The organism is Ferrimonas sp. (genome assembly GCF_048263965.1).
GTDB lineage: Bacteria > Pseudomonadota > Gammaproteobacteria > Enterobacterales > Shewanellaceae > Ferrimonas.
In genome coordinates this window covers 1-13,344 of sequence record NZ_JBLXDO010000030.1, presented here as the reverse complement: position 1 = coordinate 13,344, position 13,344 = coordinate 1, and the positions used below count along the sequence as shown (strand labels likewise).

Sequence of the window (13,344 nt, the reverse complement as noted above, 5' to 3'; positions counted from 1 at the left end):
AAAACAAGATGCTCAATCCCAGGGGAGCCATAGGGGCCGCCTTTCTATCTCTGGCGGCCTTTGTCAGTCAGGGCGCCGATTACCTGGTGGGAGAGGTGAAGGCCTGCCGTCAGGTGGTGGTCAGTGCCCAGAGTGAAGGGGTGGTGGAGAGTTACCGGGCGGAGATCGGTGACAGGGTTGAGGCAGGTGCGCCCCTGGTGACCCTGGATCCCGAAGACGCCGAGCTGGCCCTGGACATGGCCAAGGCGCAGTTGGCGCTCTCTGAAGCAGAGCGCGACAGCCAGAGGCGCCAACTCCAGCGCATGAGTGAGCTGGCAGGGAAGCAGTCCCTGGCCGAGAGTGAGCTGGACGAACAGCAGCGCAAGTTCAGCGTCAGCGCCGCCCAGGTCCAGGTCGACCGCAGCCTGGTGGCCCAGGCCCAGCGCGCCTTTGACAAGACCCGCTTAACCGCGCCTTTTGCCGCCCATGTGTCTGCCCGCTTCGTGGAGCAGGGGCAGTGGGTCGGTGCCGGAGACCCTCTGCTTGAGTTGGTGCAGATGGACAGGGTCAAGGTTCAACTGGTGCTGATAGAGCAGGACTCTCTGTCCCTGGCGGTGGGCACCCCGATGCGGGTGTTCATTCCAGCCCTGGAGCGCAGCTTTGGGGCCAGGGTCAGCCGCATCTCGCCGTCGCTTACCAGTGACGGCAAGGGCTACCTGGCGGAGCTGGATCTGGACAATGCCGAACTGAGCATTCAGCCAGGATACCGCGCCGAGGTCTACCTCGATGCCATCGCCGCGGAGTCCGGTCAATGACGGCGCTGCTGAACTGGTTCTGTGGTCGCCGGTTGGCGGCCAACCTGATGAGTCTCTGCCTGGTGATTCTGGGCATACTGGCCCTCTACCGTCTGCCCCTGGCAGAGAAACCGCGCATCGATCTTGGCAAGGTGACGGTCACCACCCAGTACCCCGGCGCCTCCGCCGAAGATGTGGAGGCCAACGTCACCGGTAAGCTGGAGAAGGAGCTGTTGTCGGTAGCCGGTATCCGCAAGTTCACCTCTCGCTCAGCCTCCGGGTCCTCCAGCATCTACATCGAGCTGGAGCCGTCGGTCAAGGATGTGGCCTCGGTCTATCAGGACATTCGTGATGCGGTCAACCGGGTCACCAACCTGCCGGCTGGGGTGACCGATGCCCCTCTGGTCCGGGTGGCCAAGTCCTCCAACCTGGACTTTATGGTGGTGGGGATCAGCGCCGACAAGCCCTATGCCGAGCTGCGGGAGCAGGCGCGGCTGCTGGAGCTGAAGCTGCGCCGGGTCAAGGGGATCAGTGAGGTGCACCTCATCGATCTGCGTGATCGGGAGTTCTGGATTGAGCTGGAGCCTGAACAACTTAAACGTCATCAGCTGACCCTGATTGATGTGGCCGACGCAATCGCCAAACGCAATGTGCTGATCACCGGTGGTGCGGTGCAGACGGCCCAGGGTGAGCTGGAGCTGATCACCTCGGCCCAGATGCTCCAGCCCGATGAACTGGCGGGTCTTCAGCTCAAAAGTGTGCCTCAGGTGACCCTCAAGGACGTCAGCGGTGGCATCTCCCAGGGGTTTGAGCGGCGCAGCAGCATCGCCACCATCAATGGTCAGGTGGCCATCGGCTTTGATCTGCGCGCCACCGAGGAGGCGGATGTGCTGACCACCTCAGATGCGGTGCGCTCTGTGCTGGCCAGCGAAGGTCAGAGAATCGGAGAGGAGTACCAACTGAGTGTGGGCTTCGACATCGCCGAGGAGATCCGAGCCCGCTTCGACATCGTCAAATGGAATGGCCTCAGCGGCCTGGCCCTGGTGGTGGTGGTGCTCTCCCTCTGCCTGAATCGCAGTGTGGCGCCCTGGGTGGCGTTTTCCATCCCCTTCTGCCTGCTGGGCACCATGACGGTTCTGCTGCTCTCTGGCCAGATCCTCGACAGTTACACCATGGCGGCGCTGATCCTGATCATCGGCATCATCGTCGATGACGCTGTGGTGGTCAGTGAGCGCATCTCCGCCCGCCGGGAAGCGGGGGAGGGAGTGACCGAGGCGATCAGCAAAGGGGTTCAGGAGGTGTACCCCGCCATCGTGGTCAGCATACTGACCACGATGCTGGCATTTCTGCCCATGCTGTTTCTGCCGGGGCAGATGGGCAAGATGCTCTATGTGTTGCCCCTGACCATTACCGTGGCCCTGGCGTTCTCCTTTATCGATGCGCTGATCGTTATCCCGGCCCACATGAGGACGGTGCTGGCCAAGCCGCAGCCTTCACCCCGGCCGGTGGGGCAGTCATTCACACCGATCATCGCCTGGGCCCTCAATCACAGCCGGGCCCTGCTGGCCACCGTGGTCCTGGGTTCCCTGGCGGCGGCCTGGGGTTTGCAGAAACAGCTGCCCATGCTGTTTTTCCCCACAGACGGGGCTTATCTGGTGGAGATCTCCGCCCAGATGAGCGGCAATCAGACCCTGGAGCAGAGCTGGTCCAACGCCCAGGCCATCGACCGGATGCTGGCCGGTACCGAAGAGGTGGTGAGCTGGTATGGTGAGATAGGGGAGAGTGAAGCCAACTGGACCGTCAGTTTGACGCCAGCGGGGCACCGCAAGGTGACCGCCGGAGAGGTGGTCAGGGGTTGGCAGACGCTGACTCAGGCCCTGCCGGGAATTCTCGAAGTGGAGTACGACGTCGACAGCGGTGGCCCTCCAGGGGCGCGCCCGGTGGACTTGCAGATAGCAGGCGGCAGCGATCAGGCCCGCCAGCAGCAGGCCGAGGCCATAGTTCAGTGGCTGGAGCAGCAGCCCGGGGTGATCGCTCCGCACCTGTCCATGGCGGATGAAGTGGCGCAGATGAAGGCGGATCCGGTGTACCCCTGGCTAAGCCGCTATGGGGTGGATACCCAGTCACTGGGCAGGACCATACGTCTGGCCATCGAGGGGGAGCGGGTTACGCGGGTGTTCAAGGAGGATGAGGAGATCTTCTATCGGGTGGTGCTGGAACCCGACGACCGGGAGATATCCGAGATGAACCATCTCTATCTTCGGGGGGACAGCGGTGAGCTGGTGCCCCTGGACCGCCTGGTACGTTGGCACTCCGCCAGTAGAGACGAAGTGATCAACCACTACAACGGCGAGCGGGCGATTCGGGTATCCGCCAGCCTGGATCCCAACATCACCGACCCCATCGCCACCGAAGACGCGCTGATGGCCGCCTTTGCTGGCAGAGGAGAGCCGTCGGTGTCCATCTACAGCGCTGGTCAGGCCAGGGAGACCCGGGAATCGATGACCGGACTGGCTGTTGCCATGGCCCTGGCGCTGCTGGCCATCGCCATGCTGATGGCCCTGCTGTTTGATCGTTTGGGAGAAGCTCTGGTTGGCTTGGCGGTGGTTCCGGCGGCGGTGGCCGCCTCTCTGTTGGTGCTCTGGAGTCACGGCAAACCTCTGAGTTTCTTTGCGGCGGTGGGGATCATCGGCATGACCGGGGTGGTGGTCAATAACGCCCTGGTGCTGCTCTATCACTATCACGGCATGGTGTTCTCCGGTGACCCGCGGGAGCGCAGGAAGCAACTGCTCGAGGGCGCAGCCAGCCGCGTCCGCCCGATGATGGTGACCACCCTGACCACGGTGGCGGGCCTGTTACCCCTGGCCTACGGCTTTGGCGGCTATGACAACCTGATGTCGCCCATCTCCCTGGTGATTGGTTGGGGAGTATTGTTGTCCGCGCCTCTGGTGTTGCTGCTGGTGCCTGCGGGCTACAACCTGTTGCTTGAGCGTCGAGACTAGGGCGTTTTGCTCACTCTAGGTACCCATTCATTTTGGGCACAACGTCGACACATCGAGGCCTTAGTGGCTGGATGTTGGCGCCAAAATACTCAGCAAAGGTTAACACGGCCTAATGGCCGACGCGACCCGCGGGTCGCGTCATTTTTTCAATCTGAAGCAATGGCTTCCTGAGCGATGGCTATACTCAAACCAGGGTCGATACTCACTTCATCCTGGAGCCTTTGCCATGCCCGCTCGCCTTACTCTGCTCTCTGGTCTTCTCCTTGTCTCCCCTGTGTACGCCGGTGATCCGCTCTCCATGCCAGATCTGCCTGGCTGGAGCGGTTACCTGGGCGCAGGAGCGGTCTATTACGACGTCAGTTCCAACTTCATTACCGGCAACCGTTTTGTCGATCTGAACAACGAGCAGAGCCAGGGGCTGGACAGGGCACCGGGCTCCGACTCCGTCACCTCTCCGGATATCCTGCTGGATCTGCGTTACACCTTTGAGGGACTGAAAACCCAGTTTTTCGTGGGGAATCTGGTGCAGGACATGGTGCGATTGGATCTCACCCATCAGATTGGAATACGTCATAGCCTTGATGAGTGGGGCATCCTCTCCGCTGGCTATGTGATCTCGGCGTTGCCCACCGAAGTGTGGGAGGATCCGTTTCTTGATGAGGGCAAACGCACCAGAACGGACCGTGACTCTCAGGGCGCCCGGCTGGGGTGGAGTGCCATTGCCGGGTCAACCCTGGGGCTAAGCTACACCTACCGCCGCATCGATGTGGACAAGGACCGGGCGGGAGAGGAGCTGCGCATCAACGGTGAACTGACCATGGAGGAGCAGGCCCACCTCCGTCGCGATGGTGACCATCACCGGTTTGAATTCAATGCCCTATGGCAGATCAGTGACAATCAGAGCCTGATCCCCGCCCTGCTGTTTACCCAGCGCAGTATCTATGGTCAGGCCAATGAGGGGCAGAGCAAGGGGATGCAGATCACCTACCTCTATGAGGGCGCCAACTACAGCGCCGCGGTGACCGGTTACTACGGCGACCGTGACCATGACGCGGTCAATCCTGTCTTCGACGAGCCACCGGATGCCGATGAGTACGGCTTCGGTGCCAACCTGTTCTGGCACAAACCTATGGGATTGAATCAATGGGACATTAGATTGGGATTGCTCTATTTTGAATCCGATGCGAGAGTAGAGTTCTACGACTCTGATCTTATCGGTGCCAGTCTGACACTCTTGTACCGATTCCGCTGAGGGCCGGCATGGAAGTAATGGTACGACTTTGTCTGATGATTCTCCTTGTCTGGCTGCCGTCCGCGTATGCGGTGCCAGAAACCAATGGGCGGGTGGCCCTGACCATGGCCGAGCGGGCCTGGTTGGCGCAAAATCCGGTGGTGACTGTGGCGGTGGAGGACTGGCCTCCCATCGTTTTTGAACAACCCAATGGCCAGGCCGGGGGCTTGTCTGCCGGTTTTCTCGACATCATCGCCAAGCGAACCGGGCTGAGGTTTCGCTACGAGTCCAGGCCCTGGCTGGCTATTCTGCAAGGGGTGAAGGACGAGGAGCTGGACATCATTCCGGCGCTGTTCCACCTGCCTGAGCGGGAAACCTTCGGCATATTCACCAACTCCTACTTTATGGTGAAGGAGTTTCTCTACGTAAAGTCGAGCAACACCCAGATCAGCAGCTTCGAGGATCTTCGAGGCAAACGCCTGGCCCTGATTCGGGGCTACACCAGTTGGAACCGGGTGGCGGCAGCCTTTCCCGATATTGAGCTGGTGCCCGCCGATACCCTGCTTGAGGCGATAAACCTGGTGCTCAACGGGGAGGCCGATGCCACCTTCGAGGCTCAGGTTGCGGTGGAGCACACCCTCAATGCCTCCCTGATTGGTGGTCTGAAAGGGATGCCCCAAAACGCCTTCGAAGACATCCCACTGCGGATGTTGGTCCGCAAGAGTGCGCCTGAGCTGGCGTCCATACTGCAGAAGGGGCTGGACTCGGTCAGCGCCGAGGAGAAGCGGGCGATCATGGGACGCTGGCTGCACTCGGCGGCCAGTGATGTGGAGCCAGAGTTCACCACCTACGAGAGCCTGCGTTGGTTGACCGCCTTGTTGGTGGCCATCATCACCGCCCTGTTTGTTATGGGTAAGCTGATGCAGCGTTTTGCCCACTCGGAACGGGCCGAACTGCAGTTTGGCAGCCCCAGATTCAGTTATCTGGTGGTCACCGGTCTGGCGGTGTTTGTCACCTTCGTCATCGCCATGAGCCTGTTGATGATGGATTACAATCGGCGGGTGCTGGAGGAGCGTAACCAGATCTCCATGGAGGTGATCGCTTCGTCGGTGCTCGAAAGCCTGGAATCCATGGTCGAGGGCCGCAAGCAGGCACTCTCCCTGGTGGCGCAAAAGCCGGACTTTATCGCCCTGGTGGAGAGTCTGCTGCAGATCCCCCGTCACCCCCAGCTGTTGCTGAACTCCGATGAGCAGCAGGCCCTTCGCCACGAACTTGCCGCACTCAACTCCATACTCGGCGACCTGGGCTTCTTCGTCATCGCTCCCGATGGTACCACCCTGGCGTCGGCCCGGGATATGGCCATCGGTGAACGTAATCTGATTGCGGCTGCCCGTCCGGGGGAGTTTATTCAGCTGCTGGCCGGACAAAGCCTGTTCATCCCACCGCTGCCGTCTGACATCGCCGATCACGGCTTCACCATGTTTGTGGCCATCCCGGTCTTCAACCGTTACGGCAAGGTGATCGCCGTACTGGCGGAGCGGCTGGATCCTCAAAAGGATTTCAATGCCATCATTGGCGCCGGCCGGGTCGGGGAGACCGGGGAAACCTATGCCCTGGAGCGTAAAGGCCTGCTGCTCTCCAGCAGTCGCTTCGAAGAGATGCTGGTAAAGACCGGACAGATCCCATCCGGGGTGCCCAGCATCCGGGCCATCGAAGTGCGCGATCCCGGCGGGGATCTGACCCAGGGCTTCATTCCTGAATCGGGTCAGAGGCCATTGACCAAGATGGCCCAGTCCATCTCCCTGGCACAGAGTGGTTCCTCACTGGAACCCTACCGAGACTACCGCGGCGTGCCCGTGGTGGGGGTGTGGAAATGGAGCGAGTCTTTGGGGGTTGGCCTGGCCACCGAGATGGATGAGACCGAAGCGATGCTCTCCTACACCACGCTCAAGTCCACCCTCTCCCTAGTGCTGGGCGTGACCCTGTTTTTCGCCGTGGTGGCCATCCTCTTTACCCTGAGTCTGGGTAAGAACGCCAATCGCCGCCTGTCACGGGCCAAGGCGTCTCTGGATAAGCGGGTGCGCCAGCGTACTCTGGAGCTATCCCTCTCCGAAGAGAAGGTGCGGCTGCTGCTGGGCTCCGTGGGGCAGGGGATCATTGGCACCGATGTGGAGGGCCGGATCAACTTCGTCAATCCGGCGGCTCTGTCGATGCTGGGGTATCAGGAGGAGGCGATGGTGGGCCGGGCCCTGGAGCCTCTTCTGATGCTGGAGCCCGCCCAGGAAGGGCCACCAAGGCCCAGCCCCCTTGGGCTGACCCTGAGCCGTGGTTCCAAGGAGCAGCTGGACGATGTGCTGCTGAAAAGGCGCAGTGGTCAGAGCTTCTCCGCCGAGTACGCCACCCACCCTGTGGTCAAGGAGGAGGAGATCGTCGGAGCCGTGGTGGTGTTCAGCGACATCACCCAGCGTAAAACCATGGCCCGGGATCTGGCCCAGGCCAAGCAGGAAGCGGAGCAGGCGTCCGAGGCCAAGAGCGAGTTTCTGGCCAACATGAGCCACGAGATCCGCACCCCGATGAACGCCATCATCGGCATGTCCTACCTGGCCCTGGAGACCAATTTGGACCGCAAACAGCGCTCCTTCATCGACAAGGTGCATCGCTCTGCCGAGGCGCTGTTGGGGATCATCAACGACATCCTCGATTTCTCCAAGATTGAAGCGGGCAAGATGACCCTGGAGCAGACCCCCTTCTATCTGGATGACGTGCTGAGCAATTTGAGCAACCTCATTGCGCTGAAGGCGGAGGAGAAGGGGTTGGAGCTGCTGTTCAATGTGGAGTCTGATGTGCCCCAGGCCCTGATTGGCGATCCCCTGCGCCTGGGGCAGATTCTCACAAACCTGGGCAACAACGCCATCAAGTTTACCGACAAGGGGGAGATCGTTATCTCCATCCGCCTGCAGGAGCGCCACAACAATCGGACTCAGCTGCTGTTCACCGTGCGCGACACCGGCATCGGCATGAATCGGGAGCAGCGCCAGAGGCTGTTCCGGGCCTTCAGCCAGGCGGACAGCTCCACCACCCGCAAGTACGGCGGCACCGGACTGGGGCTGACCATCAGTAAGACCCTGACTGAGCTGATGGGAGGCGAGATCTGGGTAGAGAGTAAGCCTGGAGAGGGCAGCGCCTTCAACTTCACCGCCTGGGTGGAGATGCAGGAGAACGCCGAACCCCGCACCCAGTTTGATGCGGAGCGGCTCTCTCAACTCAAGGCGCTGGTGGTGGATGATAACCCCTCTGCACGGACCATTCTGGTGAGCATGCTGGAGAATTTCGGCATTCAAACCGACAGCGCCGAAGGGGGTGAGCGAGGGCTGGCCATGTTGCCCTCGGGCCGTTATGACCTGCTGTTTATCGACTGGAAGATGCCGGACCTGGACGGGTTTGGCTGTCTTCGCGCCATGCGCAACTTCAAGCTGGATCAGGAGCCCAAGGTGATCATGGTGACCGCCTATGGCCGCGAGGAGGCGATGCAGGAGGGGATGGACAACGGTCAGCTGCTTCATGGGGTGCTGAGTAAACCCATCACCCCCTCGACCCTGCTCGATGCCATAGGAGAAGCCCGGGGGGAAGCGGTGCTGCGCACCAATCGCAAACTGGACAAGCGCAGCATGATGAAACGCTCCCTGAGCCAGCTGCAGGGGGCACATCTGCTGCTGGTGGAGGACAATGAGTTTAACCAGGATCTGGCCAGGGAACTGCTGGAGCAAAATGGCCTGACGGTCGAGGTGGCCGGCGACGGCCAGCAGGCGGTAGATCGGGTCAACCGGGGGCAGGAGTTTGACGCTGTGCTGATGGATGTGCAGATGCCGGTGATGGATGGCTATCAGGCCACCCAGGCGATCCGGGCCATTCCGGGGCTGGAGGCGTTGCCCATCATCGCCATGACCGCCAATGTGATGAGTCGGGATATCGACCGGGCTCGTGAGGTGGGTATGAATGACCACATAGGCAAACCCATCGACGTTGAGGAGATGTTCGCCACCCTGGCCCGCTGGGTCCACAAGGGAGAGTCGGAGGTGATGCTCAAGGAGGAGGCGCCCCTGCAGAAGCTGGACGTTTTGTCGCCCCACATCGAGGTAGATCACCTGATGGCGGTCACCCAGGGCAACCACGGGTTGATTGATAAACTGCTGCGTCATTTCGCCGCCGACCACCTGGCCTTTGCCGAAAGCTTTGCCCTGAGGCTGAAAACCGGCAACCAGGATGCCACCCGGCTGGCCCATACCCTCAAGGGGGTGGCGGGTAACCTGGGGGCCAATCAGGTGTACCAGGCCGCAGAAGCCCTGGAGAGTGCCTGCCAGATCCCCCGGAGTGATGCAGAACTGATGGTGATGGCCGAGGAGGTGGAGAAACAGCTGCAGCCGGTGCGTCTTGCCATTGCGGGTTATTTGGGTCCGGAGGCGCAGGGGCCGACTACAATGAAGGAGTGCGATCCCCAGGCCCGCCTTGAGCAACTGGAGTCTTTGCGGCAGTTGCTGCTGGACGATGACACCGAAGCGGTAGAGTTATTGGATGAACTTCTGGCCCATGCACGGGAACCCGGGATTCGCCGGCGCCTTGGGAAGATCGCCCAGGCGGTGGAGCAGTTTGATTTCCAGCAGGCACTGATTCTGCTTGATCAACTGGCGGAAACACAGGGGTGGACCCTTAAGGAGGGCTAGGTGCAAAACGCGGCAATCTTGGTGGTGGACGATAACCCGGAGAACATCAACTTGCTGAGCAGCGTGTTGCGCCACGATTACAAGGTGAAGGCCGCCACCTCAGGTGCCAGGGCCTTGGAAATCGCCTCCAGGCAGCCCCGTCCCGACATGATCCTGCTGGATGTGATGATGCCGGAGATGGACGGCTATGAGGTGTGCGAGCGCCTCAAAGCGGACCCCACCACCGCCTACATTCCGGTGATCTTCGTGACCGCCAAGATCGCAGTGGAGGATGAGACCCGCGGCCTGAACATCGGCGCCGTGGATTACATCACCAAGCCGATCAACCCCACCCTGGTGAAGGCCAGGGTCAAAACCCACCTCGCCCTGTCCGATCAGAACCGGGAACTGGCCCGTCAGGTGGCACAGAAGACCGAAGAGCTGGCCCATACCCGCCTGAAGGTGATCCAGACCCTGGGGCGGGCGGCGGAATATAAAGACAATGAAACCGGCATGCACGTTATCCGCATGAGCTACTACTCCAAGCTGATTGCCCAGCAACTGGATGTGAGCGATGAGTGGATAGACCTGCTGTTTAATGCCTCCCCCATGCATGACATTGGCAAGATCGGCATTGTCGACGCCATCCTGAAAAAGCCGGGCCGGCTCGAGGGAGAGGAGTGGGTGGAGATGAAGCGCCACTCTGAGTATGGTGCCGACATCCTCAGCGGCCACGATTCCGAGCTGCTGAACATGGCCAGGGACATCGCCCTGGCTCACCATGAGAAGTGGGATGGCACCGGCTACCCCAAAGGGCTTAAGGGCGGGGAGATCCCGCTGTCGGCGCGCATCGTGGCCATCGCCGATGTGTTCGATGCCCTGACCTCGGAGCGCCCCTACAAACCGGCCTGGAGCGTGGAGGACGCGGTCGCCTTCATCGACCAGCACTCCAATATCCATTTTGATCCGGCTCTGGTGGACATCTTCCATCAGTGCCTGCCTCAGATCCTGGAGGTCAGGGATCAGTTCAGTGGCTGAAGTGGATGAAGCAGAATTAGATTGGGTGGGGCTAACAGGCAGCCTTGTCGCCTACTGGGGAAACTGTAACGGGGCATTGCCCCGTTACTTGTTTGAAGTTAGAAATTGTAGGAAAAACCAAAGAGGTAGTTGTCATCTTCAAATTCTTGATAGCTGGCTTCTAGCATGAGCTCAAGGTTTTCGAGAATTGGATAGTTAAACCTGACTGCCACATCATAGAATTCGCTGTTTTCGTACCCATAAGACTCGGAGTCCCAAAACAGTCCAGCATGCAAGACCATTGTGGCGTCACTGAGTATTGCAAAGCTTTGATTGATCTCTCCATACCAAGCCTTGTAATCTTCATCGTAATTGACCGTGGCGTTTGTGCTGTTGTAGTCGACGGTCAGCGTATACTCTTGAGTGTCGCCGCCATCACCGTAGGTGTATCTGAGTGCACTGATGCCGATACCAAGTTCATCTGATACGGATTGGTAATATCCTACGTAATAGTCGGTTTCATAGTCTTTCACCTCTCCACCCATACCATCATCATAACGATAGGTTTCGTAAGATACTCCGGCGTATAGTCCCAGCTCATGGGATACAGTGAGGCTGGATTGCCAGGAGGGTTCGTCCATGCTGAGGCTTTGTCCTCGCCACAAGTAGTTGCTCACTCCCATCATATAACCAGAGAAATAGATATCCTGAGCTGAAACTTGAAGGCTTACTAAGGGGAGAGTGAGTACAATTATCTTCTTCATCTTTTTCCTCATTATTCCCAGCGGAAATTTGTAGTTGTAAACTGACTAAGGCACGGCGTGTGAGCCTTTAGGCTAGATATCACTCGCGCTTTCCGGCCTCGGGTCCGGCTAAGGGCAAGTTTGATATAACGGTAATTGCGGGGCGTGGATATTTCATCTGAAGCATGAGTGATTTGTGATATTTATAACATTGACTCTTGTTACTCTCTTGTTTTTGATTGATTGGTTGGACTTTTTTGATTTCGAAAAATTGATTTTATTGAAGCGGTTTGTTAGAAAATGAAATAAATGTACGCTTTCTTGATGGTGGTGTGCAATTACTAATGGCTCCATAAGCGTGCAAAGTTGAGTACTTTGTAAGTGAGTTGTGAGAAATCACCCCTGACTAATAACTGCTCAGGGGTGTGCCAAGGTTGAGTCTAATAATGGTGTCTGTATATTATTAATATTTGGATTGCCTGTTCTAGTTTCGTATGAGCTTATCTCTGAGGGATTGATAATTGATATTCAGTGATTCTCGGAGCTTGTTTGTCAAGCTGATAACTTGTTCGTCCCTTCGGAGTTTGTTGGTACAGATGTAGTAGTCTTCGTTTTTAGAATGACAAGGTTTATTATTAGGGATGGCATCACTTGTTGACACTTTGACCTTAAAAAACTTCGCGAGGTAACTTGCTACATAAATGTTTTGAGTAATTAGTGCGTAGTTTCTCCGCTCAATTAGGTTAATAGCATACATTGCATCGGGTTCATTGAAGATCTCCAGTGAGGTACGACTAACTCTTGTTAACGATGAGTCAAAAGAAGACAATGACATATAAATATATCTCAGGCCACCGTGAGTAATTGAATCGTGTTTGCTATTAAATGCTTCGTGACCTTCTTTAGCGATGAGGTAGTATTCGTCCGGAAACATTAGGGAATGTAATGATATTTTCTTGTTGTCAGGTATCGCATTAGTTATAACTATGTCTGCTTCATCTTCTAGAAGGCTGTTGATACTTTCATCTCTGGTGGTGTAAATATCAAATTCGATAAGGTTCCCGGAGTGAAGATAATCGTTTTCCAATGTTCTGAGTAAATCGTACTTGAGCCAGGATGGCGTATGGATAACCAACTTTGCTTTTTCTTCATTGCTGGAAACTTTGTTTATTTTACACTCCATATATTGATAGTCGGTCAAGATGGTACTGATTAGCGGCATCAACTCATCTGCGACTGGAGTTGGCTCGAACTTCCCAAATCTTCGAAGGAACAGTTCGTCGTTAAAGTCTCTTCTTAGAAGATTGAGGTGCCTGCTCACCGATGAGTTACTTACCCCCATGATTTTCGCAACCTTTCCTGCGCTCAAGTGTATGTGAAGGTGATAAAAAACCGCTAGGGATTGATAGTCCAAGTTACGCAGTTTCAATTTGCAAATCCTTTTAATGGCTAGTGCGAATTAACATGCCAGGTCGGGTGATGTCTCCCTGGTTTAAATCATTAAACTCTTTGTATTTAAAATAGCTTGGTGAGAGTAAATGAATGGTGAATGAGTGTGGGTGTAGAGGTGGTTTTTCATAATGCTTTTCTATTTTAAATCTAGATATATTTTCGAACTTTGATTCTCTTTTTGACCTTAAAATCCGGAGACAATCTCCGGATTTTTTCTATGAGAGTTGAACGTCCCTGTTCAAGCCCATCTCCTTAGACTTTGCGAATGCCCACAGGGACACCATGACGGCAGGTTGAGCCGAAGGTGCGATCCCGATAGAGGCTGGCACCCTTACGGGTGGGGTCGACCACGTTGAAGGGGTTGGGGTTGATGCCGCCGCCACGCTCCGGCTGACCGGCGATCTCGGTGCCATCGATGCTGATGGT

At 57.4% G+C, this 13,344-nt stretch carries 7 protein-coding genes; 5 read left to right on the top strand and 2 right to left on the bottom strand.

Going from position 1 to position 13,344, the window contains the following annotated elements; translation table 11 throughout:
* The first annotated feature begins 8 nt into the window (after nt 1–8).
* The 5 genes from ACN0RV_RS18305 (at nt 9) to ACN0RV_RS18285 (ending at nt 10,744) form a co-directional block, all read left to right on the top strand.
* Complete coding sequence (locus ACN0RV_RS18305) at nt 9–794, top strand: efflux RND transporter periplasmic adaptor subunit (protein WP_417349900.1); 786 nt, start codon at nt 9–11, stop codon at nt 792–794.
* Nucleotides 791–3,775, top strand: a complete 2,985-nt coding sequence (locus ACN0RV_RS18300; RefSeq protein WP_417349899.1) for an efflux RND transporter permease subunit — start codon at nt 791–793, stop codon at nt 3,773–3,775. The genes ACN0RV_RS18305 and ACN0RV_RS18300 overlap by 4 nt, the downstream gene beginning before the upstream one ends.
* A gap of 226 nt (nt 3,776–4,001) precedes the next feature.
* Entirely contained in the window at nt 4,002–5,027 is a 1,026-nt protein-coding gene (locus tag ACN0RV_RS18295; RefSeq protein WP_417349897.1) for a DUF2860 family protein, read from the top strand.
* Between the two features lie 8 nt (nt 5,028–5,035).
* Entirely contained in the window at nt 5,036–9,727 is a 4,692-nt protein-coding gene (locus ACN0RV_RS18290; RefSeq protein ID WP_417349896.1) for a response regulator, read from the top strand.
* Nucleotides 9,728–10,744 (top strand): response regulator, encoded by a 1,017-nt coding sequence (locus ACN0RV_RS18285; RefSeq protein WP_417349895.1) that lies wholly within the window; start codon nt 9,728–9,730, stop codon nt 10,742–10,744.
* Nucleotides 10,745–10,842: 98 nt separating this feature from the next.
* On the opposite strand, the gene ACN0RV_RS18280 is transcribed toward ACN0RV_RS18285, so the two are convergent.
* Nucleotides 10,843–11,487: a TorF family putative porin gene (locus ACN0RV_RS18280; RefSeq protein WP_417349893.1), complete on the bottom strand. Its 645-nt coding sequence runs from the start codon at nt 11,485–11,487 to the stop codon at nt 10,843–10,845.
* A 463-nt stretch (nt 11,488–11,950) separates the two neighbouring features.
* Complete coding sequence (locus ACN0RV_RS18275; protein WP_417349892.1) at nt 11,951–12,895, bottom strand: LysR family transcriptional regulator; 945 nt, start codon at nt 12,893–12,895, stop codon at nt 11,951–11,953.
* Nucleotides 12,896–13,344 lie beyond the last annotated feature (449 nt).

Excerpts from the sequence above, each read along its gene's own strand:
- ACN0RV_RS18295 (WP_417349897.1), top strand. The coding sequence starts at position 4,002 with ATGCCCGCTCGCCTTACTCTGCTCTCTGGTCTTCTCCTTGTCTCCCCT.
- ACN0RV_RS18300 (WP_417349899.1), top strand. The coding sequence starts at position 791 with ATGACGGCGCTGCTGAACTGGTTCTGTGGTCGCCGGTTGGCGGCCAAC.
- ACN0RV_RS18305 (WP_417349900.1), top strand. The coding sequence starts at position 9 with ATGCTCAATCCCAGGGGAGCCATAGGGGCCGCCTTTCTATCTCTGGCG.
- ACN0RV_RS18290 (WP_417349896.1), top strand. The coding sequence starts at position 5,036 with ATGGAAGTAATGGTACGACTTTGTCTGATGATTCTCCTTGTCTGGCTG.
- ACN0RV_RS18280 (WP_417349893.1), bottom strand. The coding sequence starts at position 11,487 with ATGAAGAAGATAATTGTACTCACTCTCCCCTTAGTAAGCCTTCAAGTT.